Source organism: Cobetia sp. D5, from assembly GCF_035666195.1.
Classification (GTDB): Bacteria; Pseudomonadota; Gammaproteobacteria; order Pseudomonadales; family Halomonadaceae; genus Cobetia; species Cobetia amphilecti.
This window is the reverse complement of record NZ_CP142020.1, coordinates 2,393,980-2,417,847: the sequence shown is the minus strand read 5'-3', so window position 1 is coordinate 2,417,847 and position 23,868 is coordinate 2,393,980. Positions and strand designations below refer to the sequence as shown.

Here is a 23,868-nt window from a genome sequence, read left to right as displayed (position 1 = left end):
GGGATGGCTCGGCGAGTGGGGGTTGGCAGGACCGGTCTGGCAGAGCATGCCATGCCAGTGAGGCTTTATGGGGGACTGACACAGGTTCAGGCTTACTCTCAGCCTCAAGCTCAGGCCTGGCTTCTGTCCGGCTTCGGCTTGCCGAGCTTCATGAGGGCGATGCCGGATTCCTGACATAGCGCCACCAGAAGACCCAGCGTCATCGCCACGATCACGAAGCTCATCGGCAGGGCGGCAGCCATCAGGATGGTCTGCAGCGCCTTGAGTCCGCCCGCCATCAGCAGCGTACCGGCCACCAGCCCGATGCAGATGCCCCAGAAGATACGGTGGCGCGCCAGCGGTTCTTCATCGCCCAGCGACAGGATGGTCGTGACCACCAGGGTGCTGGAATCCGAGCTGGTCACGAACCAGCTGATCAACAGGAAGATCAGCAGAGACGACAGGATGACGCTCAGCACGCTGTTGCCCGCCAGGGCATCGGCGGTGGCGAACAGCGCTTCGGGCAGATTCCAGTTGCGCACCAGCGTCATCAGCTCGCCGCTGCCGGCCCCCATGCTGGCCGTCAGCTCCTGATACAGGCCGGTACCGCCGAACAGCGCCTGCCAGATGAAGATGATCAGCGGCGGCGCGATCAGCACGCCCAGAATGAATTCACGCAGGGTGCGGCCCTTGGAGATGCGGGCGATGAACAGCCCGATGAACGGCGCCCACGCCAGCCACCAGGCCCAGTAGAAGATGGTCCAGCCGACCTGCCAGCTGTTTTCTCCCGCGGTCTCGGCGACCCACAGCCCCATCGGCACCACATCGCGCAGATAGGCCAGCAGCGTCTCGCCGAATAGCGAGATCAGCCACAGCGTCGGGCCGCCGATCAGGAAGCTGCCGACCACGAGGACCGACACGCCGATGTTCAGCTCGGAGATGAAGCGAATCCCGCGCTTGATGCCGGAAACCGCCGAGGCGATCGAGATCGCACTGATCGCGACGATCAGCGCCAGCTGGGTGCCGATGCCGGCATCCAGACCGGTGAGGCGATTGAGGCCCACCGCGATCTGGCTGACGCCCAGCCCCAGTGAGGTGGCGATACCGAACACGCAGCCCAGCACGCCCATGATGTCGACGGCATGGCCGATCGGGCCGTAGATGCGATCACCGATCAGCGGATAGAGCGCGGAACGCAGCGCCAGCGGCAGTTTCTTGCGATAGGCGAAGTAGGCCAGCGTCATGCCGACCATGCCGTAGATCGCCCAACCATGCAGTCCCCAGTGGAAGAAGGCCACCTTGAGCGCCTCGACGGCGCGGGCGTGATCCATGGCGGTCGCGCCGGCCAGATCCGCATGCGGGTTGTTGGGGTAGCCGAAGCCACTGGAATTGTCGAAATAGAACATCGGCTCCGCGACACCGAAGAACAGTACGCCGATGCCGACACCAGCCGAGAGCAACATCGAGATCCAGGTGAAGCGCGAGAATTCCGGGGCGCTGTCCTTGGGACCGAGGCGCAGGCTGCCCCACGGCGAACACACCAGGACCAGCGACAGGGCGATCATCGCGACCACCAGCACCAGGTAGTAGGTGCCGAAGGTATGTTCGATCCAGCTGCGCGCGGCACCGAAGATGGTGGCCGCCCCATCGGGTGAGAGACCGGCCCCGACGACGAACGCCAGCAACAGGCCGGCCGAGGTCAGGGTCATGCCCTTGTGCATGCCCTTGAGCGGGCCGCTGGTTTCCACCTGGATATGTGCCGTGAGGGCATTGTTCTGCGAAGGGTGTGGTGCGGGATCACCGAGTGGATCATGGTCTGTCGCTGCCATGAGAAGACTCCTGAATTGTTGTAGTTGTTGTGTGAGCTGTCGTTCTAATGCTGTTCGAGCTGTCGATCTAATTGTTGTTTGTGCTGTCGCTCCTGCTGCGGCCTGAGTGCCTTGAGGCCTTGAGAGCGGAATCGATACGGGCAAGGCCAGTGGCTAAAGTCGGGGATGGTGTTCTCGTTCAGGCCAATGCCGGGGATGGCCAATCTCGAGAACGCAGAGAGCATCATGCGTGCCTGGCTGGGCACTTTTGCTGTCAGTGTCCTGTCAGCAGCGCAACCGGCTGTCAGGCCGAGGGGAGCGCCTTTCCAGACTAGTCAGGTGCGGTGTGGGGACGTTGGAGGCAAGCGACGCCTGCTTGCCACAACACGACGTGAAGAGCATGCAAAAGACGCCAGAAATGACAATGCCCGCTCAGGTGTTGGCCTGAGCGGGCATTGATGATGCTGTGGTCACACGCATGCTTATAAATGCGGGCCAATGAGCCTGTGATTCCGGTACAAGTGCCGAGAGCGCCACGCTGCCTTCTCTACGCTTGTGTCATGGAGCCTTGCATTACGAAATCACTGGCAGAGGCCTTAGCCCGCGTTGGTCTGGCTGACCGTTCGCGGCGTGGCTTGCGGGCCGGTCTTCGGCTGACGACGCGACGTGATCATGCTGCGTGATTCATCGACCAGCGCGACCAGCAGGCCAAGCGTCATGGCGAGGATCACGAAGCTGACCGGCAGGGCGGCAGCCATCAGGACCGTCTGCAGCGCCTTGAGCCCGCCTGCCATCAGCAGTACCGCCGCGACGGAGCCGATGCAGACACCCCAGAAGATGCGGTGACGCGGCAGCGGGTCTTCATCGCCCATCGACAGGATGGTGGTGATGACCAGGGTGCTGGAGTCGGAGCTGGTCACGAACCAGCTGATCAGCAGGAAGATCAGCAGCGACGTCAGCACGGTGCTGAGAATGTCATTGCTCACCAGCGCATCGGCGGTGGCGAACAGCGCCTCTGGCAGATTCCAGTCGCGAATCATGCCCATCAGCTGGCCGGTGCCCGGGCCCATGGCCGCGTTCAGCTCCTGATGCAGGGCGGTGCCGCCGAACAGGGTCTGCCAGATGAAGATGATCAGCGGCGGGGCAATCAGCACGCCGAGGATGAACTCACGCAGGGTGCGGCCCTTGGAGATACGCGCGATGAACAGACCGATGAACGGCGCCCATGCCAGCCACCAGGCCCAGTAGAAGATGGTCCAGGCATCCTGCCAGTCGCGCTCGACCGGCGTGCTCGCGACCCACAGGCCCATGGGAATGACGTCACGCACGTAGGAGACGACCGTCTCGCCGAACATGCTGATCAGCCACAGGGTCGGGCCACCGATCAGGAAGCTGCCGACCACGATGACGGACACGCCGACATTCAGCTCGGAAATGATGCGGATGCCGCGCTGGACGCCGGAGACCGCCGAGGCGATGGAGATCACACTGATGATCGCGATCAGCACGACCTGGGTGCCGATACCCGAGTCGATACCGGTCAGGCGGTTGAGGCCGACGGCGATCTGACTGACGCCCAGCCCCAGCGAGGTGGCGATACCGAACACGCAGCCCAGTACCCCCATGATGTCGACGGCATGACCGATGGGGCCGTAGATGCGGTCACCGATCAGCGGATAGAGCGCGGAGCGCAGTGCCAGCGGCAGATTACGGCGATAGGCAAAGTAGGCCAGCGTCATGCCGACGATGACATAGACCGCCCAACCGTGCAGGCCCCAGTGGAAGAAGGCTTGCTTGAGAGCGTCGACGGCGCGGGCGTGATCCATCGCCATATGGCCGGCGAGGTCAGCGTGCGGATTGTTGGGGTAGCCGAAGCCGCCGGAGTTGTCGAAGTAGAACATCGGTTCGGCGACGCCGAAGAACAGGATGCCGATCCCGACGCCTGCCGAGAGCAGCATCGAGATCCAGGTGAAGCGCGAGAATTCGGGGCGGCTATCCGGCGCGCCCAGGCGCAGCTTGCCCCAGGGAGAGAAGACGAGGGCAATGCACAGGCCGATCAGACCGACGATGGTCACCAGGTAATAGGTGCCGAAGGTGGATTCGATCCAGGCGCGTGCGGCGCCGAACAAGCTGGAGGACAGCTCGGGAGCCAGGCCGGTGGCGAGAACGAAAAGCAGCAGCAGGCCGGCGGAGGTCAGGGTCATGCCCTTGTGCATGCCCTTGAGCGGGCCGGAGGTCTCGACGCGCAGGCTCAGGTCCGGCGAATGGTAGCGCTGAGAACCGACGACTGCCGCGGCGCTGCCGTCTGAGGTGGTTTTTTTGGTGCTGGCGTTTTTGGTACTGGAATTGTCAGGTGAGGTGGGGTCAGGCTGAGGTGGGGTCACGCAATATCTCCTGTTCGAGCTGGTCGTAGGGCCAGCGTTCCCTGTCGCGGTCACGGCGGAATGACCGTTCATCTGTCGCGAAAAATTGTTGTCGATAAGGCAACGAGATGAAGACGTGAATGCTTGTCGAGAGGCGCTAGAAGACGCTAACTCCCTCAAAGCATTACAATATATTATGTATGGAATTGATTTTGATGGCTACAGCTTCTGGAAAATTGGCTGTGTCAGAAAAGCGCGTTCGCCAGCGAGCCCATTCGGTCACGCAGACTCATTGGCAAGGGCTATCGCGCAGGGGCGTCGTGGCTGTCCGAGAGGCAGAAATCATGCAATGATATTCTTGACGTGATGCGACCATTGCTTGTCTGAATGCGACAATGTTGGCCGTCTGTGGGACGCTTTCGGGATAACATCCAAGCGGTGCAGGGTCGTGAGCGGAGCCTGCACCTCAGGGGCTTGCCCTCACGACGTCATTGACGCTGCTTGCGCTCAGCCGCCGGGCAGGGCGGATTCACCTTCTCACTCTCTGGAGCCACTGCACGATGCGACTCGATTACATCGGCCCGCTACCGGAAACCATCGGGTTTCTCTTGCTGCCACGCTTCTCGATGATGGCGTTCTTCGCGGCCGTGGAGCCTCTACGCATCGCCAATCGCATCAGTGGCAAGCCGCTGTTTCGCTGGCTGCTCATAAGTGAGGATGGCCAGCCGGTCACGTCATCCAGTGGCATGACGCTGGTCGCCGACCACAGCATTCTCGATATTCGCTCCCTGCCTTCGCTGGCGGTATGCAGCGGTTTCGAGCCCGAGGCGCACCTCAATCGCGCCTTGACGGGCTGGCTGCATCGTCTCGATGGCGGAGGCTGTGTGCTGGGTGGCCTGGATACCGGCTGTTTCCTGCTGGCGGCGGCAGGACTGCTGGACGGCGAGCGCGTCACGCTGCACTGGGAAAGCCTGCCGGCGTTTCGTGAGCGCTTCCCGACCATCAGCACCTCGGATGAGCTGTTCGAGCTGGGCGCGCGGCGCTTTTCCTGTGCCGGTGGGGCAGCCGCGATGGACATGGCGCTGGATGTGATTGCCCGCCGGCACGGCACGGCGCTGGCGGTGGATGTCTCGGAGCAGCTGGTACACGACCGCATGCGCACGCGGACGGACCAGCAGCGCATGACGTTGGCGCGCCGCCTGGGCACCCACAAGCGCCAGCTGGTCGATGCGGTCGCCCTGATGGAGCAGAACCTGGACACCCCCTTGTCGTTGGAGGAGTTGGCGAAGCGCTGTCGCGTCTCGCTGCGCCAGCTGCAGCGCCTGTTCGAGCAGGAGCTGTCGACCTCGCCGCGGGCCTGGTACCTGCGGTTGCGCCTGGAGCGGGCGCGGCATCTGCTCAAGGAAACCGACCTCGATATTCTCTCGGTCGGGCTGTCGAGCGGCTTTACCTCCAGCTCAAGCTTCTCGCGTGCCTACCGCAACCACTTCGGGCATTCCCCGCGCCAGACGCGCTGAGGCTTGGCCATGGGCGCTGCTTTCAACACAAGGGCGCTGCTTTCAACAATTGCTGCAAGTTCGTGCGCCACCTTGCCTGCGTTCGGCTCTCACCACTGGCTTTTGTCGGTGGTCCTCATGCGGCTGTCATACCCGCGTGTCAAAAACGTGATCTGATGGGAAAGGCTGCCAGAAAGCGGGTATCCACGCCTTGAGATGCCATGCTGTCTGGCAGGGTGCGTCTTGTGCTGGAGGAAGTACGAGGTTTCAGCCGGCGTTTGCCGCGGGTGAGTGACAGCTGCGTGTGGCCTGCAGAGGCATGAGAGCGACTTTCGCAATGACAAGGGGATGGGGAATGAAGCATCTGACAAGCAAGCTGCTATTGGGGAGCGCCATCGCCTTGATGGCCTCCACGACCGCCGTGGCCCACGGCACCGACATGAGCGAGCGCCTGGCAACTATCAAGACGATGTTCGATGCCGACAGCGTCGTGGCAGGCCCCGAGGTGGTGGATTGCACGCTTTCCGGCGGCACCGAGACCCAGTGCTTCAGCATCACGCTCAAGAACTCGCTGGCCGCCGAAGAGATGGGCCCCTGGTGCCCGGGCAATATCTCGGACACTGCTGATGAGGGCGGTATCTGGGTGCGCGACGGCACGTAATACGACGTCGATGGTGCCTTCATCGAGAATCTGGCCACCTTCTATGATGATCCCGAGTGGCAGCTGTTCGATGAGGACACCGGCAAGGTTCACGTCACCGATACCAGGACCGCGTGTGATCAGGCGGCGCGGCCGGATGTGGCCGAGGAGTACAACAACTACTGCGTGGAATGCCGCACGGAATACATGGATGAGGTCGTCGAGACCACCTATGTGCTGCCCTTGGTGCCTGTCGCCCGACAGGGTGAGGCGGCAGGGCGCACGCCTGGCCCGCGGGGCATCGCCTTCAATGGCGTCAGATTCGACGCCGCAGCGCCGCAGGATGCGATTCTCGCTGCCCATACTCTGGCCCCGTTCGACGATTGCGGGGGGCATGTGAATCTGCACGTGGGCTATCACTACCACGGTGCCAATGGCTGTAGCCCAAAACAGGAGAAGTCTGAGGCGGATGCCCCGATGATCGGCTTCGCGATGGACGGTTACCCGATACTGGCCAAGCTGACCGGTGAGGATGCCGAAAAGGCCGGGCTGGATGCCTGCAGCGGTCACGTCGCGGCAGGGATCGGCTATCACTATCACGGTAACAGTGCCGAGAAGAACGAGATTCTGGGCTGCTTCAAGGGCGAGATCGGCTGTGCGCTCGACTCGCCGGATGCGGTCTGCAAGGCAGATGAGCGCCCGGCAGGTGGGCCGCCCGAGGGCGGGCCTGAAGGGCAGAAGCCTCACGACGAGGCCTGATGCCGAAGGCTTCTCTCGTGTGCATGGGGGAGCCCTTGCGAGTGCTGGGGTTGCCTCGGGTTGTCGGCGTGGTTGCGGCTTTCTGACATATTGCCTGCACACTCTGGCGGCACCCTGCGTTCATCCGCACGAATACACAAGGAACGAGCATGATGAAGCTTTCTGGTCTCTCTGGCGTGAGTCAGGCCATCGCCCGCAGTGGCGCAATGTTTGCCATTACCGGCGCCCTGCTGGCAGTCAGTGCCGTGAGTGCGGCGCAGCAACCGCCGCGCGGCAAGCCGCCTCAGGAAGCGTTGGAGGCATGTATCGCCAAGCAGGTGGGAGACCAGTGTCAGATTCAGGTGCAAGGTCAGCAGGATCTGATCCCCGGTCAGTGCATTGCACCGCCCGAGGGCGGCCCTGGCCCGGGGGCATCAGGTGACGCGCCGGCCGATGGCGGCGAAGGCCTTGCCTGTCTGCCCGAGGGTGCCAAGCCGCCGGGCGGCCCAGCGGAGCGCTGAGGCTGAAGGCGCCTGCGCCGCATGCACCGTGAATGCTTCGCCCGCCACTCTGATGATGTTGCATGGAATCAGAGGGCGGGCGTTGCTGTCTGTGGGCTGCCGGTTGTCAGTGCTGGCTTTTGGACTGAAGCGCTCTCTTTTGCATGTGTTCTGGTTGATTCCCCCTTTCTCTCGCGGTGACACCTTGCGCTTACCGCGATGTTCAAGCGTCCTGTCAGGAGTCATTGAATGACCATCACACCTCCTCAGCGTGCAACTGCCGTGCGGCACAAGGCACGCTTGCCCGCTGCTGTGCTGTCAGCCTCGGTCGCGATGCTGATGGCCGGCGCGGCTCACGCTGAAGTCGTGCCGAGCCAATTCTCCTCGGCCGCGCTGGTGAAAGCCCCTGAAACGGTGAGCTGTACGCTGGAAAATGGCACACAGACCCAGTGCACCCGTCTGGTGGTCAAGTACAAGCCGGATGGCCTGAAAACCGGCCCGTTCTGCCCGCCATCTCTGGATGACGAGGGCGGTATCTGGGACTGGGATGGCGAGAACTCGGGCCTGTATCTGCTGGATCGCGCCTTCTTCGAGATGCTCGATACGCTCGGCTTCCATTTCCATGATGACGACGAATCGCTCCACATCATGACGGACCTGAGCAAGAGGCCGGTCGAGGCCAACAACTGCCTCAACGTGGCCGAGGATGAGAGCGTCGAGATGACCGTGCTGCTGCCCCTCGAACCGGTCGAGGCTGACGAGCCCACACCGCTGGGCACCGTCGCCAAGATCGGTCTCGCCCTGGATGGCGTGCCGATCTTCGCTGATGCCCCGTCAGTGCTGGATACCGGCAACCTGCCGGCGCTGGATACCTGCGGCGGGCATGTCGATCCCGGTGGCTGGTATCACTGGCATGCCACGGCGACCGATATCGACACCCTCTATGACGAGCACGGTGTCGATGCCCACTGTCAGCTGCCACAGAGCCATACCGCCCAGTTCGCCTATGCCTTCGATGGCTATCCGATGTTCGGCACCCAGGACGCCGGCGGCAGCGCCCCGACGGACCTCGACAGCTGCAATGGTCACTTCGGCCCGACCGAGCGCCACCCCGAGGGCGAGTACCATTATCACGCCACCGACGAGTTCCCGAATCTACCCAAGTGCCTCAAGGGCGTGGTCGCCAAGGACAACTTCGTGACCACGGCCAGCATGGGCATCGGCTCGCCGCGCATACCGGGCCAGGGCCCCGGACCGGGTGGGCCGGAGAAGGACACGTCTGATCGCCCGGAGTCTGATCAGCCGTCAGAGGCCCCGTCTCAGGCATCCAGCGAGCAGTAGGGGCGGATGTCCATCAGGCTGCCGAGTGGAAGCCTAGGGCGGCAGCTTGGTGCGGCAGCCTGGCGCGCCACCTTGCCGACAGTCGCGCGGACTGCCTGAGCACAAGCGCTGCATGAAATAGCGTGCTGTATGAAGAAGCCCTGCGGCCATGCGAGAGACCTGCATTGCCGCGGGGCTTCATGCTTTTCACCGAAGGATTGTTACCTCATGACGTTCACCCGCTTTTCGGCGCCGCGACTCACGCGGGCAGCCATCTCTCGCCTGGGCCTATTGCTGGTCATGTTCTCCGGGGCTGCGCATGCCCATGTCGATACCGATTCGGTCGGCGGCTTTGCCGCGGGCTTCCTGCATCCCCTGACCGGGCTTGATCACTTCACGGCCATGGTGGCGGTGGGCCTGTGGGGCGTGATTCTGGGGCGGCCCGCCACCTGGCTACTGCCGGTCGTCTTCCCGATGATCATGGCGCTGGGCAGCGTGGTCGGCATCGTGGGCCTGGCGCTGCCTGGCATCGAGATCGGTATCGCGCTTTCCGCGCTGGTGCTCGGCGCCTTCATCGTGTGGCGGGTCGCACTGCCGCTGTGGCTCGCCTGTCTGGTGGTCTCGGTGTTCGCGATCTGTCATGGCTACGCCCACGGGGCGGAATTGCCCCTGGCCTCTGATCCCTTCGCCTTCGCGATGGGCTTCATGTTGGCCACCGGCAGTCTGCATGCCGCCGGTATCGGCGTGGGCGTAGTGGCAGAGCGCTTTCATCAGGGCGTGTTGCTGCGGGTACTGGGCGCAGTGACGGCGCTGTTGGGTGTCTACTTCCTGATGGAGGCCCTGGCATGATGATATGGGATCAATGGCTGTTGGGTGTTCGCGCCGCCACCGGAAGTCCGGTAATTCTGTATCTGCTGCTGACGGCCAGTCTGGTGGGCGTTGCCTGTCAGAGCCGCTTCACGACTGGTGAGTGGCTGCGCGGTGTTCTGCGTCTGATCAATGCCATGGTGCTGGGAATCGTGGTGGCGCTGTACGCGCCGGATTCGCTGGTGATGGCAGTGGTGGGCTTTGCGATCGTCACGGCCTTGCTGGTGTCGATTCATCTACCGCTGCGCACGCTGTGGGGCAGGGCGCTGATGGCGCGTGTCCCGGCAACGTTGTCGGGGCTGGTGGTCGCCCTGCTGTTCGTCGGGCATGACGTGGCCACTACCCCAGTGGCAATACTACTGGGCGTAATGACGGCCATACTCCTCATCGTTGTCGCCGGCTGGGGGATTCTTGCACTGGCCGGGCGCTTGCTCCCCGAGTCGGCTTTCGTCATCGCCCAACGCGTGCTGGGCGCCTGGCTGGTCGCCATCGGCGTGATGACCCTGACCTTCATCGTGATGCAGTGGTGAGGCTGGCCTTTGGGTATCAGTACTTATCACTCTGATTTTTAAGTCGGGCCTAAGGTGAGTAGGCTGCTGTAGATAACAGTGGTCTACTCGCCTATATCTGACAGTTTTCACCTTTGGTTGCCTCCTTTTCAAGGGAGCAAACGTGATCGTCTATCTGCCCCGAATCGTCGTGCATTCAACCATCTGTTAACACGAGAACTCTAAATCTTGGTTAATCTTTAAGTAGGTTTCCCTATGGGTTAATAAGGTTGATTTTTAGATGATGGGGTAAGCAGGTATTGTGAAAAATGTGGCGCTTATTCACACATGAGTCTATATTAGTTATTTTGATATTCGTGCATCTCATGTTTCTAAGGAATATAAAATGTCGCTAGGTATAATGGAGCAGCTTACGCATAGTACAGTAAGAATCGTTACAACTACTGCTGAAGGTGGGAGGGCTTCAGGGACTGGGTTCTATATGCATTTGTTAGTAAAAAGCGATAAGCATGTACCTGTCATTATTACAAATAAGCATGTTGTGGCTGGTGCTGTACAGGGACAATTTAGCGTTACATTGGCAAATGAAAGTGGCGAGCCTATTATTGGGTCGCACGAGACGTTTAGTGTTTCTGATTTCGAGAATATTTGTGTAAAACATCCAGATGAGAATATCGATTTAGTGGCGTTTCCAATAGCCCCTCTAATTCATAAAGTAGAAAAATCAGATAAAAAACTATTTTATGTTCCCTTGCTTATGAATTTGATACCTAGTGAGATAGAGAGAAGTAAATATTCAGCTATGGAAGATATTGTGATGATCGGATATCCTAATGGTATATGGGATAGCGTAAACAACTACCCTGTGATTAGATGTCGGGTTCCGTCTGATTGACTACAGCTTGCGTAAACAGCTCCGGTCGTTCGACCTGCCACTCCTTCATTGCTGCTATAGGCGCTTTGTGGTGTAGTGCCTTCTGAGGAATGTGGTGGTTATAGAGCCAGCAATAACGCTCGAGTGTCTGTTCTAAATCCTCACTTGAGTCATAACGCCGAGTCGCCAGAACATCGCTGATACGCCCATTGAAGCGCTCCACCATCCCGTTCGTTTGGGGTCTGCCTGGCCTGATCAATCGATGCTCAATGCCATGGTGCTGACATTCCTGATCGAAAAGATGATTTCCACTGGGCTTACGTTCGCCACCCACGGTAAAGCGATCGGTAAAGGATTTACCGTTGTCCGTGAGCACGGTTCGAATCGTGAAGGGAGCCTCCTCTTCCACACGCTTCATGAACGCCTGGGCATCCTTTGCAGATTGACTTGATCTGACCTCCAGATACACCCACCGAGTGGCACGATCAATCGCGACGTAGAGATAACGCTTCTGATCTTCGTCAGGCATTTGGGGCAGGTGCTTGATATCAATGTGCACATACCCGGGCTCATAATCCTTGAAAGGCCGATGCTTGGGCTTCTCGTCCTCCTTCGCATCTTGACGCGCCAACTTGGCGAGAGTCGGCACATCACGTCGTTTGAGCATGCGCTGAAGTGCGGAACGCGACAGATTGGGGTTCAGGAATTCCCGAGCAACGACAAGTAGATCATCGAGCCCCAGGCGAAGCAGTTCACGTGCGGCGATGACGATCTCTTCCTGTTCTGAGGTCAGAGTCGCGAGTAGGTTATGACGTGTGTGGGAACGATCCAGGACATCATCACGATAGCGCCAGCGCTGTATAGTTGAGACGCTGACCCCGAACTGACGAGCGAGATCTTTGTTCGTCATGCTGGAGGGAGCTGCTTGGATGTCGGCACGGATTTTCGGTGTCGTCGTCGCTTGCTTATGCAGCTTGATGTCCATGAAGCTTTTCCTGAATCAATTGCTTGATGAGCTCACGAGAGGCTAACAAAGGATAGCTTCGTTGTGAAATCCGATCATCCGGCACCCTACAATTAGAAAAGGAATTACAGCAACGCACTCGAATGTAAACTGGAATGGAAAAAGAGAGTTTCTCACTGATATAGCAAGCTTTCCTGGTTCAAGCGGATCACCTGTATTTCTAGCTAATATTGGTAGTTATATTGATGAGCATGGCAATACCCATATGGGAAGTCATAGAATTAAGCTGCTTGGAGTACATTATGCAGGAGCGATGCATACTGCAGCAGGTGAAATTAGAATTGTAGTTGCGCCTACTACAAATATTGCCACTCCGATAACTCAAATTCCTAATAATATTGGTATTGCTCTAAATTCTTCATGTATTGTCGAGCTTGAGCAAGAACTTGAGCGCATCGCAGGAAAATAATATTATTTGTTAGCTTGATTCGATTTTAGTAAAGGCTGTCTGTTATAAAATTATACTGCTGAGTATTAGGACTTGGCCATCAAGATGTATTCTGCGGCCTTGCATTTTAAAATCATGCACCCCATCGCATGAGGACACCCTCAGTAAGCCCCAAGGAATGGAGCGCATATGCAGTTCATGAAATATGCCAGGCAGTTGGCGCGGAACCCGCTGGGGATCATCGCGTTGTTCATCTCGTTGATCTATGGCTTCGCGAGTCTGTTGCTGAATTCGGCGGCCGAGACGCTGACGGTGGCGGAGCGATGGCCGTTGATCGGTTTCATCGTGGTGTTTCCGCTGCTGGTGCTGGCGGTGTTCTATCGACTCGTGACCCATCATCACGGCAAGTTGTATGCGCCGGGGGATTACGACAAGGACCGCTCCTTCATGCGCACGCTATCGCCAGCCGAGCAAGAGCAGCGTCTGACTCGCGAGGTGCAGGAGTCGCTGGGGGAGAGTGATTGGCAGCAGGGTGGAGCAGACGCCGAGGCTCAGGTATCAGCCGCAGATGAGGATAGCGGGCAGGCCGTCGACGATGCCGATGTCGCGCAGCTGTTGAGCCCTCAGGACGGCACCGACGAGAAGACGTCGTTATCGCGTGCCGAGCATCTGGATCATCATCGCCAGCAGATGACCCAGCTGAAGGATGCGGTGCTGCGTCAGATGCAGGAATCCTCCACTGCGGGCGGTAGTGCGAGCGGCGCGATGACGCGTCATGTGCGTGTCGGGGAGACCGATGCCTGCTTCGATGCGCTGCTCGAGGGGGAAAGTGCCCCCTTCACGTTCATTGAAGTGAAGGTGCTCAAGCACTACGCCAGAGCGCAGACGGTGCTGCAAAGTCTGCTCTACGAAGCGCTGCTGGCGGACCGCACCCTGGAGGCCAATTTCAGGCTGATCGTCGTGGTCGTGCTGACGGAGGATTCGTCTCAGGACATGACGCGGAAGCGGCTGGAGCAAGAGTGGCATCAGCGAATCAATCAGTGCCCGGTCGCCATCGAGCTGCGCTTCATGTCACCGGCGAGTCTGAAGACTTGACCGACAGCTGACGCTCGAGCGGTTCCACCGGGCCTTTCAGTCATCAGCTATATCTGCCGTCAACTATGTCGGTCACCAGCTATGTCTGTGTCCAGATGCGCAAACGCCCAGTCACGACTTTCGTGGCTGGGCGTTTGTGTACGTGAGGGGCTTGCGCTAGTCCAGGGCGCACAGGCGCCGATCGAGGGCTTCACAGAAGGCCTGCCAGGCGTGCTGCATCTCGGGGAGCGCATGATGCGCGTGCAGCGCCGCATGCACCATGCCGCTTGCACTGCGATAGCCGACATCGGCACCGCGCCAGCGCCAGACATCCACCGCTGCTTCCAGCGGTTGGGTCAGCGGGTCATGTTCGGCGGCCAGCACTTCGATCTGGCGTGCCGGCGGCTGCTGGGAATGGGCAGGTGATGGAGAGTAGCTGGCGGAGCGGTCGCCCTCGGCGACGGTCAGCCACATGCTGACCACTTCATCGCGGCCGAGCAGCGGCGCATCCGAACCCAGCGCGAACTCGTTCTCCTTGGCCAGCACGAAGACCGGGTCCATCGGCGGGTAGATCAGCCCCAGCACATAGCTTGTGGGCTTGTCGGGGGCCGGATGCTCCTGATGGTGGGCCGTCTCCATTTCCGCGCCGTGGGTGCCGAGGCTCTGCATGCGCGTGCCCTGCAGGCCGATGTTGGGCATCTCGGTATCGAGTCGGCGCGCCACATCCATCGCCAGTCGAGCGCCGGCGCTGTCACCGACGATGGCCACCGGTTCGACAGTGGCGGAGAGGTGCTCGATGGTCGCCAGACAATCCGCCAGTGCGTCCTGATAGTTGGCTTCCGGCAGCAGACGATAATCGACACTGACCACCTCACGCCCCAGCTGGGCGGCCAGGCTGGAGGCGATGCCCTGATGGCTCTCCGGCGAGCCTATCTGCCAGGCCCCGCCGTGCAGAAACACCACCGGTGCCGGCAGGTTGCCTTCCGCCTTGCGTGCCACCTCCGGGATGAAGTGGCGCAGGCGCAGCGGCGTTGCCCGGCCGGAGATCTCGACGTGATTCTCGTGGGTCGTGACGCCCTCGGCGAGCGGCGCGCCAAGTTGCTGGCACAGTTGTTCATAGCGCTTGCGGGCGTCTGCCAGGGGCATCTCTACCATTTCATCCATGCCGCGCGCGAAGTCATCGATGAAGGCGCGACAGGTGATGGGGGAAGGCGTCATGGTCATGAATCGGCTCTCGGCGGGTGTCCCAAGACAATAACACCCCGCCAGAAGACTGGCAGGGTGCGGGTTTCGACGCTAAATCAGCGACTTGTTATCCGAAGCGGACATCGATTGTCACACGTCTCAGGCCGTCTTGCGGCGGATGGCGATACGACGACCGGCCGCCTTGGGCCAGTCATCGTCGCCTGCCGGCTGGGGCAGGGCGGCAATGCGCTCTGCCACCGATTCCGGACAGGGCGTCGGACGACCGCCACTGATGCTCATTGCCATCAGCATCTGCTCGCTGGTGGCGATCTCGCCGCCGTCGGCATCCGTCAGGGTGAACAGCACATGCTGACGCTTGGCGTCATGGTCCAGCAGCAGCACCTTGACCTTGAGCGTCTGGCCTTCATGCGCTTCCGCCAGATAGCACAGATGCGTCTCCAGGGTGTAGATGGTCAGGTCGTGTTCGCGACGACCCTCGGCATCCAGCCCCACGTGCTCCATCAAGGCTTCGACCGCCATCGAGAAGGCACGCGCGTACTCGGCATCATTCATGTGGCCGTTATAGTCGACCCACTCATGCGGCACCGTGATCTCGATCAGGCCCATCAGATACGTCCCTCGAGGCCTTCGGCTTCCGGCCAGTACTTGCGCGTCAGGCTCAAGAGCTCGACCAGGAATTCATCGCGACGACGGTCCAGCTCGGCGACCGGGCGGCCCGCAGCCTGGTATTCGCAGCCTTCCACGACCTTGTCGATCAGCTCGTCGGTCAGCTCCGGCGCTTCGAGTTTGGTCCACGGCAGTTTCAGTGCCGGGCCGAACTGCTCGAGCATGTGACGCATGCCCGGCTCGCCGCCTGCCAGGTGGAAGGTCAGGAAGGTGCCCATCAGCGACCAGCGCAGACCACAGCCATAGACGACGGCAGCGTCGATCTCTTCGGTGGTGGCGACGCCGTCGTTGACCAGGTGCAGGGCTTCACGCCACAGCGCTTCCATCAGGCGGTCAGCGATGTGACCTTCGATCTCGCGACGCACGATCAGCGGACGCATCGCCAGCTGCTGGTAGTCATCGCGGGCGCCTTCCAGCAGTGCCGGTGAGGTGTGCTCGCCACCGACCAGCTCGACCAGCGGCAGCAGATAGACCGGGTTGAAGGGGTGAGCGACGATGACGCGGCCCGGTGCCTTCTTGCAGTCCTGTTGCAGATCGGTCGGCTTGAAGCCGGAGGTGGAAGAGCCGATCACGACGTGCTCTTCGGCCGCGGCATCGATGGCGCTGAGGATTTCCTGCTTGAGCGGCAGACGCTCCGGCACGTTTTCCTGGATCAGGTCGGCGCCGACCACGGCTTCCTCGAGGGTCGCGGCGAAGCGCAGACGCTCGACGGAGGCACCCTCTGCCAGGCCATCCTTCTCAAGCGCATGCCAGGCATTCGCGACGAAGGCGCGGGTGCGGGCTTCGGCGTCCGGCGCCGGGTCAAAGGCGACCACATCCCAGCCATTGGCCAGTGCGCGTGAGATCCAGCCATTACCGATGACACCGGTTCCTACGACAGACAACTGGCTCATGCGACACCTCCAGCGGTTTCGAGAGCTGCCACGTCGCCAGCGGTCTTGCCGGTGGACGGATCACGCAGCTTGAGGAATTCACGCGTCTCGGCCGGGGTCATCACGCTGGAACCCAGGTTCTCGATGATGCCGGAGGACTTCTCGACCAGCTGGGCATTGGTCGCCATCACGCCCTTGGACAGATAGAGGTTGTCTTCGAGACCGACGCGAGCGTGACCGCCCAGCAGCACGGCCTGTGCGACCATCGGCATCTGCATGCGGCCGATGCCGAAGGCTGCCCAGTTGGAGTTGGTCGGCAGCTTGTTCTTCATGGTCAGCATGGTTTCGGTGTCGGCTTCCGCGCCCCACGGGATGCCCAGGCACAGCTGGAAGAGCAGGTCGTCGTCGAGCAGACCTTCCTGCTGCAGCTGGCGGGCGAACCACACGTGGCCCAGATCGAAGCACTCGAGCTCCGGCTTGACGCCAGCGGCCTGCACCAGGCGAGCGTGCTCGCGCAGCCAGTCAGCGGTGTTGATGTAGACCATGTCGCCGAAGTTCAGGCTGCCGCAGTCCAGGGTGCACAGTTCCGGCAGCAGTGCCTGGATCGGCGCGTGACGCTCGGCCGGGGTCTGGATGTCGGTGCCCGGGCCACCACGAGTCGGGTCATTGGCGTCCGGAATCCAGTCGCCGCCACCACCGGCGGTGATGTTCATGACGATGTCGGTGTCGGCGGAACGCACACGGTCCATGACTTCACGGAAGTGTTCGGTGGAGTGGCTGATGCCGCCGGTCTCCGGATCACGCACGTGAATGTGGGCCACGCTGGCACCGGCCTTGGCAGCCGCGATGCAGTCATCGGCAATCTGCTTCGGCGTCACCGGGACATTCGGGTTCTTGCTGGCGGTATCACCCGCGCCAGTGATGGCGCATGTCAGGATAGTCTTGCGATTCATCGTCGGGCCTCACGTGTCAGAACACTTGTCTGCGGTAAGTCGCAGCAGCAATGTCACCAGACGTCAACCTGCACGTCCCGGTCGCATCGCCTCTGCGCCTTTGTTGAACACAGTGTCGTGAAGTTGAGGGTAGCGAGATGATCAGAAGACGCCGGATACTTTGCGTTTTACGTCAACTTTGCTCAGGCTGGGCGCCAACTCGCCCTGACGGACGCGAATGCGTCGTTGAGAGGCCTCGATCGTGAGCCAATCTGGCTGCGCCAGAGGGGGGGCTTCGTGGCCTCAGGTGCTGCCACCGGCCCGCAGCGTGAACCCCAGGTCGTGGCTCAGTTCTCCGACGGGTTCACCATTGATGCGCGCCAGCAGCTTGCGCGCTGCCATGCGGCCGATCTGCTCTCGCGGTGAGACGATGGTGGTGAGGCGCGGCGTGACATGCTCCCCGATCGGCAGGCCATTGAAGCCGGCGATGGCGATGTCGTCCGGGATACGCACCCCAAGCCGCGCGGCGGCGAGAATGGCACCACAGGCCATGTCATCGTTGGCGAAGTGGATGGCGTCGCAGTCAGGGAATGTCGCTTTGATACGCTCAAGCGCCTGAGCACCGCTGGTCATCTGTTGCCGCACGGGCAGGTCGAGCAGGGGAGCGTCCTCGATGCCGGCTGCCGCCAGCGCCTCACGATGCCCGGCATAGCGCATCGCTGCGCGATAGTCGCGATCGAGCTCGGCACCGGCGAAGTGGATCGTGCGATACCCGCGTGCCAGCAGGTGCTCGGTCATGGCGCGTCCGGCGGCGACATGATCCATACCCACGTTCAGATCCAAGCCTTCCCCCAGCTCCATGATCTCAACGATCGGCTGATTCCAGTTCTCCAGTATCTGGCGCGTCGCATCGTCATGGCGCAGCCCCGTCACCACCAGACCCGCGGCCGACCAGCCCAGAAAGGTACGGATCAGCTGGGTTTCCCGAGCCAGATCGTAATCCGTCTTGCCCAGCAGCAGCTGATAGCCGTGCGCCTCGAATTCGTCCTGCAGGCCCTTGATCACGTCGATGAACACCACGTTGGACAGCGAGGGCACGATCACCGGAATCACGCGACTGGAGGCCGAGGCCAGGCTGCCGGCAATCATGTTGCGCACGTAGCCGACCTTCTCGATGGCCGCTTCGACCTTGATGCGGGTCGCTTCGCGCACGCTGTCGGGGCTATTGAAGTAGCGCGAGACGGTGATCGAGGAGACCCCTGCTTCCCGGGCCACGTCATTCAGGGTCGGCTGCATGGCACCCTTGCGGCTGCGGCGGGGAGATGATGGTGGATTAGACATATGTCGCGTTTTCTCATTTGCCGCTTGTCGTGGCTTGGAGCCTAATCTATTAATGATGTTAGCGCTAACATGGTAGCGCTAACATTCAGTGAAGTGCTGATCGGTGCGCCGCATGAGGTCGCCTTGATCATCACTTGAAACAGCTTCCGCGGGAGATGCGAGATGACAGCAGCAACGACTTCACCAGTGATCGGCCTTGTCGGCCTCGGCGCGATGGGAATGGGCAGTGCGCGCGCCATGCTGGAAGCAGGCCTGGACGTGATCGGCTGTGATATCTCGCCCGCCGCCTGTCAGGCCTTCGAAGCGGCGGGTGGCCGCGCCGTTGCCTCGCCGCTGGAACTGGCGGCCGAGTGTCAGGTGGTGGTGCTGGTCGTGGTGAATGCCGATCAGGTCGAGCAGGTGCTGTTCGGGGCGCAGGGTGAGGGCGGTCTGGCCGAGCGACTCGCGCCGGGTAGCCTGGTGATCCAGTGCGCCACCGTGGCGCCGAGCTTCGCGCGCGAACTCGAAACCCGCCTGAACGGCATGCAGCTGGAGCTGCTCGACGCCCCGATCAGCGGCGGCGCCGTCAAGGCACGCAGTGGTGAGCTGTCCGTGATGTCCTCCGGCAGTGAAGCGGCTTACGTCAAGGCGGAACGCGTGCTGGCGGCGATGGCGGCCAATGTCTATCGGCTGGGCGACTGCGCCGGCCCGGGCTCGAGCGTCAAGCTGGTCAACCAGCATCTCGCCGGCGTGCACATCGCGGCGGCGGCAGAAGCCATGGCGCTGGGCATGAGCATGGGGATCGACCCCGACACCCTGTATGACGTCATCACCCATTCCGCGGGCAATTCCTGGATGTTCGAGAATCGCGTGCCGCACATCCTCAAGGGCGATTACACGCCGCTGTCGGCCGTCGACATCTTCGTCAAGGACCTCAACATCGTGCACAGCACCGGGCGCGAGCTGAAGCTTGCCATGCCGGTGGCCGGCAGTGCCCTGCAGCAATTCACCGCCGCCAGTGGCGCAGGCTTCGGGCGCGAGGATGACTCGGCCGTCATCAAGGTCTATCAGCGTCTCGGCAGTTTCAGCCTGCCGGCCGCGAATGATGAAGGAGCGCAGTGATGCCGATCGTACTGGGCGGAATCGCCGATGACTTCACCGGCGCGACGGATCTTGCCAACAACCTGGTACGTGCCGGCATGCGCACCGTGCAGGTGATCGGGGTACCCCAGGACGCGCTGCAGGAAGGGGCGGCGAACGGGTTGGACCTGACTGAGGTCGACGCCGTGGTGGTCGCGCTCAAGTCGCGCAGCTGCCCGGTGGATCAGGCGATCAGTGAATCCCTCGCGGCGCTTGAATGGCTGAAAGCCCAGGGCGCGCGCCAGCTGTTCTTCAAGTACTGCTCGACGTTCGATTCCACGCCCGAGGGCAACATCGGGCCGGTCGCCGATGCCTTGCTGGAGGCCTTGTCCGCCACGCAGACGGCCTTCGTGCCGGCGTTCCCCATCAACGGACGCAGTGTCTATCAGGGCCATCTGTTCGTCGGCGACCGCCTGCTCAATGACAGCGGCATGCAGCATCATCCCCTCAACCCGATGACCGATGCCGACATCGTGCGCGTGCTGTCACGCCAGACGCCCCATGGCGTGGGGCTGCTCGATCACGCCACTCTACGCCGCGGCGCGCAGGCGGCCCGTCAGCGTCTGGACGAGCTTGCCCATCAAGACGTGTGTCATGTGGTCTGTGACAGTCTCGATGAGCAGGATCTCGAGGTACTGGCCGAGGCGCTGGTGGATCACGCGCTGGTCACCGGTGGCTCTGGCCTCGCCCAGGCCTTGCCTGCCCAGTACCGCCGCAAGGGCTGGCTTGAGCCGATCGATGATGCGGCGGTGCTGGCCCCGGCGCAGGGCGCCGCGATGGTGCTGTCCGGCAGTTGTTCTCGCATGACGCTCAAGCAGGTGGCGCACTTCACGCAGCAGCATGCTGCCTTCGCGCTGGACCCCGTCAAGCTCAACGCGAGCGATGCCCACTTCGAGGCGGCGCTGAGCTTCGCCCGTGAGCAACTGGCGGCGACGGAGCCCAAGCCATTTCTGATCTACGCCTCGGCCGAGCCGGAAAGCGTCAAGGCGGCGCAGGCGTCACTGGGCGTCAAGCAGGCCGGTGAGCTCATCGAGTGCGCCCTGGCCAGTCTGGCCAGCACGCTGGTTGGAGAAGGCGTCGGGCGTCTGCTGGTGGCGGGGGGAGAGACCTCCGGCGCGGTGGTCTCGGCGCTCGATATCCGGGAGCTGCGTATCGGCGGTCAGATCGACCCCGGCGTGCCCTGGACACAGGCACCGCACCCGGCCGCCGGCCCCTCGCAGCCGGAGGCGATGCTCTCGCTGACACTCAAGTCCGGCAACTTCGGGGGCGAAGACTTCTTTACCCGGGCATTCGACGTGCTGGATGCCATGAATCCTCGCGAGGAGAACGCATGAGTCAGTCACGGCACGATATCAACGTGTTGCGTGAGCAGATCGCCACCTACGGCAAGTCACTGTTCGACCGCGGCCTGACCATGGGGTCCAGCGGCAACATCAGCCAGCGGCTGGACGATGGCGGCTGGTTGATGACGCCGACCAATGCCTGCCTGGGGCGCCTGGACCCGGCGCGCATCTCGCGCCTCGACGCCCAGGGTGTGTTGATCGATGGCGACGCGCCGACCAAGGAGCACTTCCTGCATCGCGCCATGTATGACGAGCGCCCGCAGTCGGGTGCCATCGTCCACCTGCATTCGACCCACTCGGTGGCGGTGTCCTGCCTGCCGGATGTGAATCCCTGCGAGTGCATTCCTCCGCTGACGGCCTATTACGTGATGCGGGTCGGCAAGCTACCGCTGGTGCCTTATTACATGCCGGGCGACCCCGCGCTGGGCGATGCCGTGCGTGGCCTGGCCGGCAAGCACTGCGCCGTATTGCTGGCCAATCATGGCCCGGTGGTGGCTGGAAAGACGCTGGAGGCGGCGGTCTATGCCACGGAAGAGCTTGAGGAAACCGCCAAGCTGTTCCTGCTGCTGCAGGGCAAGAACCCACGTGGGATGACCCCGGAACAGGTGGCGGAACTCGAAGCCAAGTTCGGGCGCCCCTGAGTGATGACGTCTTCGTCTGTGAAATCCAAGGATCTGACATGACCCGATTGGCCGCCAATCTCAGCATGCTGTTCACCGAGCATGACTTTCTCGATCGCTTCGCGGCTGCGGCCGAAAGCGGTTTTCGCGGGGTCGAATATCTCTTCCCCTATGCCTATTCCCCGCAAGAATTGCGCGCGAGGCTCGATGAGCACCAGCTGTCGCAGGTGCTGTTCAATCTGCCGCCGGGCGACTGGGAGGCCGGTGAGCGTGGTTTGACCTGCCTGCCGGGGCGCGAGGATGAGTTTCGGGCCTCGGTGGCCGAGGCGATCCGCTATGCCCAGGCGCTCGACTGTCCGCGTGTGCATGCCATGGCGGGCCTGGTGCCGCAGGGCGCGGATGACGCCATGCGCGCGCGCTGCACCGAGACCTATATCAGCAACTTGCGTTACGCCGCCGCCGAGCTTGAGAAGGTCGGCAAGACACTGCTGATCGAACCGATCAACCCGCGCGACATGCCCGGCTTCTATCTGAGTGGCCAGGCACAGGCACGTGAGATTCTCGCTCAGGTCGGCGCCGCCAACCTCAAGGTGCAGTTCGATCTCTATCACTGCCAGATCGTCGAGGGCGATCTGATCCGCAACCTGGAAGCGCAGTTCGCGCATATGGGCCATGTGCAGATCGCCGGCGTGCCGGACCGTCACGAGCCGGATGTCGGGGAAGTGCATTATCCGGCGCTGTTCGACCGGCTGGAGAGCCTGGGATATGACGGCTGGATCGGCTGTGAATACCGTCCACGCGGTGAGACGCGCGCAGGCCTAGGCTGGGGTCGCGAGCATGGCCTGACACCCTGAATCTGATCCAGAGGGCTCGCTCGGCGAAGACCAGGGTTTCGGGGCAGGTGACTGCGCCGGGCGAGCGTTCAAGGATCAGTAGCAAAAATGAGTGGTATTTATTTCAGACCAGGATGTGCAGGAAAGATGAAAAAAATGAGTGACTGACGCCCTTTTAGTCGCATATACCTTCTTCCCATTGCTGCTGAAGAGCGTGAAGCGCTATTTTCTCATCCCGTCTGGTCTGGTTGCTGTACCACTTGAGGGCTGCTGCTGAGTGATCTGCCCATGCGGCAAGCCTACCAACGCCAGAACACAAAAGTGGAGTCCACACGATGCACGTCATGATTACCGGCGCCGCCGGATTTCTCGGTCAGCGCCTGACCGAGGCCTTGATCGATAAGGGCAGCCTGAAGGGGCAGCCATTGTCACGCTTGACCCTGTTGGATCAGATCGAGGCGCCACGTCCCGAGGCGGCGTCATGTCTGGCAGTTGAACCGGCCACCTCGCTGGATATCGAGATCGTGGCAGGCGATATCGCCGATGCCGAGGTGCTTGATCGCTGCCTGGCGGGCGAGCCGCAGGTGATCTATCACCTGGCAGCCGTGGTCAGCTCGGCAGCCGAGGCGGACCTGGCGCTCGGCATGCGCGTCAACTTCGACGCGACTCGCCTGCTGCTGGAAGGCTGCGCGGCGCGTGGATTGAGCGACACCCGGCTGGTGATGGCCAGCTCGGTCGCCGCCTACGGAGGCGATCTCCCCGAGACGCTGAGCGACATGACCGCGCTGGTGCCGCAGAACTCCTACGGCACCCAGAAGGTGATGTCGGAACTGCTGATCAATGACTACAGCCGTCGCGGGCTGGTGGATGGCTGCGTGCTGCGTCTGCCCACCATCATCGTGCGCCCGGGGCGTCCCAATGCGGCAGCCTCGAGCTTCGCCTCCTCCATCCTGCGCGAACCGCTCAATGGCGAAACCGCCATCTGCCCGGTGCCGAGCGAGCTCGAGATGTTCGTGATGTCGCCCCGTCGGGTGGTCGCGGCCCTGCTCAAGGGCGCGGAGGTGCCGAGCGCGGACTTCGGCCTCTCTCGCTGCTTCATGCTGCCGGGCATCACCGTCAGCGTCGCGTCAATGCTCGCGGCACTCAAGGATATCGCCGGTGAGCAGGCGCTGGCACTCGTCAAGCATGAGCCTGACCCGCGTATCACCGCCATCGTCGGCAGCTGGCCGGCACGCTTTGACACCCGCAAGGCGCGTTCGCTGGGCTTCGTCGGCGATGCCGACCTGCACGAGATTCTCGATGCGTATCGCGACGAGAGCGCCATCGCCTAGCCAGCGTCTGGGCATCTCATCCAGG

23 protein-coding genes are annotated in these 23,868 nt (G+C 61.8%); 15 read left to right on the top strand and 8 right to left on the bottom strand.

What is annotated here, in order from left to right; all coding sequences use genetic code 11:
* Positions 1-110 precede the first annotated feature (110 nt).
* Both U0O11_RS10115 and U0O11_RS10110 read right to left on the bottom strand, forming a co-directional pair.
* Positions 111-1,808 carry a BCCT family transporter gene (locus tag U0O11_RS10115; RefSeq protein ID WP_324689727.1) on the bottom strand — a complete coding sequence of 566 codons (1,698 nt, stop codon included), beginning with the start codon at positions 1,806-1,808 and terminating at the stop codon, positions 111-113.
* Positions 1,809-2,383: 575 nt separating this feature from the next.
* On the bottom strand, positions 2,384-4,171 hold the full coding sequence (locus U0O11_RS10110; protein ID WP_324689725.1) for a BCCT family transporter: 1,788 nt from the start codon (positions 4,169-4,171) through the stop codon (positions 2,384-2,386).
* A gap of 539 nt (positions 4,172-4,710) precedes the next feature.
* Between U0O11_RS10110 and U0O11_RS10105 the strand changes: the two genes are divergently transcribed.
* The 8 genes from U0O11_RS10105 to U0O11_RS10070 all read left to right on the top strand — a co-directional run bounded on the left by U0O11_RS10105 (position 4,711) and on the right by U0O11_RS10070 (position 11,115).
* Entirely contained in the window at positions 4,711-5,667 is a 957-nt protein-coding gene (locus U0O11_RS10105; protein WP_054557162.1) for a GlxA family transcriptional regulator, read from the top strand.
* 334 nt (positions 5,668-6,001) lie between these two features.
* Positions 6,002-6,307 (top strand): hypothetical protein, encoded by a 306-nt coding sequence (locus tag U0O11_RS10100; RefSeq protein ID WP_324689723.1) that lies wholly within the window; start codon positions 6,002-6,004, stop codon positions 6,305-6,307.
* A gap of 138 nt (positions 6,308-6,445) precedes the next feature.
* Positions 6,446-7,045: a YHYH protein gene (locus tag U0O11_RS10095; RefSeq protein WP_324689722.1), complete on the top strand. Its 600-nt coding sequence runs from the start codon at positions 6,446-6,448 to the stop codon at positions 7,043-7,045.
* Between the two features lie 149 nt (positions 7,046-7,194).
* Entirely contained in the window at positions 7,195-7,545 is a 351-nt protein-coding gene (locus U0O11_RS10090; protein ID WP_054557164.1) for a hypothetical protein, read from the top strand.
* A gap of 228 nt (positions 7,546-7,773) precedes the next feature.
* Positions 7,774-8,865 (top strand): YHYH protein, encoded by a 1,092-nt coding sequence (locus U0O11_RS10085; protein WP_324689721.1) that lies wholly within the window; start codon positions 7,774-7,776, stop codon positions 8,863-8,865.
* Between the two features lie 207 nt (positions 8,866-9,072).
* Complete coding sequence (locus U0O11_RS10080; protein ID WP_054557166.1) at positions 9,073-9,693, top strand: HupE/UreJ family protein; 621 nt, start codon at positions 9,073-9,075, stop codon at positions 9,691-9,693.
* Positions 9,690-10,241 carry a hypothetical protein gene (locus tag U0O11_RS10075; RefSeq protein ID WP_054557167.1) on the top strand — a complete coding sequence of 184 codons (552 nt, stop codon included), beginning with the start codon at positions 9,690-9,692 and terminating at the stop codon, positions 10,239-10,241. The genes U0O11_RS10080 and U0O11_RS10075 overlap by 4 nt, the downstream gene beginning before the upstream one ends.
* Positions 10,242-10,605: 364 nt before the next feature.
* Entirely contained in the window at positions 10,606-11,115 is a 510-nt protein-coding gene (locus U0O11_RS10070) for a hypothetical protein (RefSeq protein ID WP_324689720.1), read from the top strand.
* Here U0O11_RS10070 and U0O11_RS10065 read toward each other — a convergent pair.
* The gene (locus U0O11_RS10065) at positions 11,090-12,079 is read right to left on the bottom strand and encodes an IS481 family transposase (RefSeq protein WP_324689533.1); all 990 of its coding nucleotides are present in this window, start codon (positions 12,077-12,079) and stop codon (positions 11,090-11,092) included. The genes U0O11_RS10070 and U0O11_RS10065 overlap by 26 nt on opposite strands.
* A gap of 292 nt (positions 12,080-12,371) precedes the next feature.
* Between U0O11_RS10065 and U0O11_RS10060 the strand changes: the two genes are divergently transcribed.
* The gene (locus tag U0O11_RS10060; protein WP_324689719.1) at positions 12,372-12,527 is read left to right on the top strand and encodes a hypothetical protein; all 156 of its coding nucleotides are present in this window, start codon (positions 12,372-12,374) and stop codon (positions 12,525-12,527) included.
* Positions 12,528-12,695: 168 nt separating this feature from the next.
* Entirely contained in the window at positions 12,696-13,601 is a 906-nt protein-coding gene (locus tag U0O11_RS10055) for a hypothetical protein (RefSeq protein ID WP_324689718.1), read from the top strand.
* A 156-nt stretch (positions 13,602-13,757) separates the two neighbouring features.
* Here the strand turns inward: U0O11_RS10055 and U0O11_RS10050 are convergent, their stop codons facing one another.
* The 5 genes from U0O11_RS10050 to U0O11_RS10030 all read right to left on the bottom strand — a co-directional run bounded on the left by U0O11_RS10050 (position 13,758) and on the right by U0O11_RS10030 (position 18,597).
* Complete coding sequence (locus U0O11_RS10050) at positions 13,758-14,804, bottom strand: alpha/beta hydrolase (RefSeq protein ID WP_324689717.1); 1,047 nt, start codon at positions 14,802-14,804, stop codon at positions 13,758-13,760.
* 120 nt (positions 14,805-14,924) lie between these two features.
* The gene (locus tag U0O11_RS10045; RefSeq protein ID WP_324689716.1) at positions 14,925-15,392 is read right to left on the bottom strand and encodes a thioesterase family protein; all 468 of its coding nucleotides are present in this window, start codon (positions 15,390-15,392) and stop codon (positions 14,925-14,927) included.
* Positions 15,392-16,345 carry an L-carnitine dehydrogenase gene (locus tag U0O11_RS10040; protein WP_324689715.1) on the bottom strand — a complete coding sequence of 318 codons (954 nt, stop codon included), beginning with the start codon at positions 16,343-16,345 and terminating at the stop codon, positions 15,392-15,394. Before U0O11_RS10040 ends, U0O11_RS10045 begins: the two co-directional genes overlap by 1 nt.
* On the bottom strand, positions 16,342-17,277 hold the full coding sequence (locus U0O11_RS10035) for a 3-keto-5-aminohexanoate cleavage protein (RefSeq protein ID WP_324689714.1): 936 nt from the start codon (positions 17,275-17,277) through the stop codon (positions 16,342-16,344). The genes U0O11_RS10040 and U0O11_RS10035 overlap by 4 nt, the downstream gene beginning before the upstream one ends.
* Before the next feature lie 282 nt (positions 17,278-17,559).
* Positions 17,560-18,597, bottom strand: a complete 1,038-nt coding sequence (locus U0O11_RS10030; protein WP_324689713.1) for a LacI family DNA-binding transcriptional regulator — start codon at positions 18,595-18,597, stop codon at positions 17,560-17,562.
* Between the two features lie 162 nt (positions 18,598-18,759).
* Here U0O11_RS10030 and ltnD point away from each other — a divergent pair, with 162 nt between their 5' ends.
* The 5 genes from ltnD to denD all read left to right on the top strand — a co-directional run bounded on the left by ltnD (position 18,760) and on the right by denD (position 23,843).
* Complete coding sequence (gene ltnD / locus U0O11_RS10025) at positions 18,760-19,698, top strand: L-threonate dehydrogenase (protein ID WP_192839235.1); 939 nt, start codon at positions 18,760-18,762, stop codon at positions 19,696-19,698.
* The gene (gene otnK, locus U0O11_RS10020) at positions 19,698-21,050 is read left to right on the top strand and encodes a 3-oxo-tetronate kinase (protein ID WP_324689712.1); all 1,353 of its coding nucleotides are present in this window, start codon (positions 19,698-19,700) and stop codon (positions 21,048-21,050) included. The genes ltnD and otnK overlap by 1 nt, the downstream gene beginning before the upstream one ends.
* Positions 21,047-21,700 carry a 3-oxo-tetronate 4-phosphate decarboxylase gene (otnC, locus tag U0O11_RS10015; protein WP_077371185.1) on the top strand — a complete coding sequence of 218 codons (654 nt, stop codon included), beginning with the start codon at positions 21,047-21,049 and terminating at the stop codon, positions 21,698-21,700. Before otnK ends, otnC begins: the two co-directional genes overlap by 4 nt.
* 38 nt (positions 21,701-21,738) lie before the next feature.
* Positions 21,739-22,533, top strand: a complete 795-nt coding sequence (gene otnI, locus U0O11_RS10010; RefSeq protein WP_324689711.1) for a 2-oxo-tetronate isomerase — start codon at positions 21,739-21,741, stop codon at positions 22,531-22,533.
* A 314-nt stretch (positions 22,534-22,847) separates the two neighbouring features.
* Complete coding sequence (denD, locus tag U0O11_RS10005; RefSeq protein ID WP_324689710.1) at positions 22,848-23,843, top strand: D-erythronate dehydrogenase; 996 nt, start codon at positions 22,848-22,850, stop codon at positions 23,841-23,843.
* Positions 23,844-23,868: the final 25 nt, after the last annotated feature.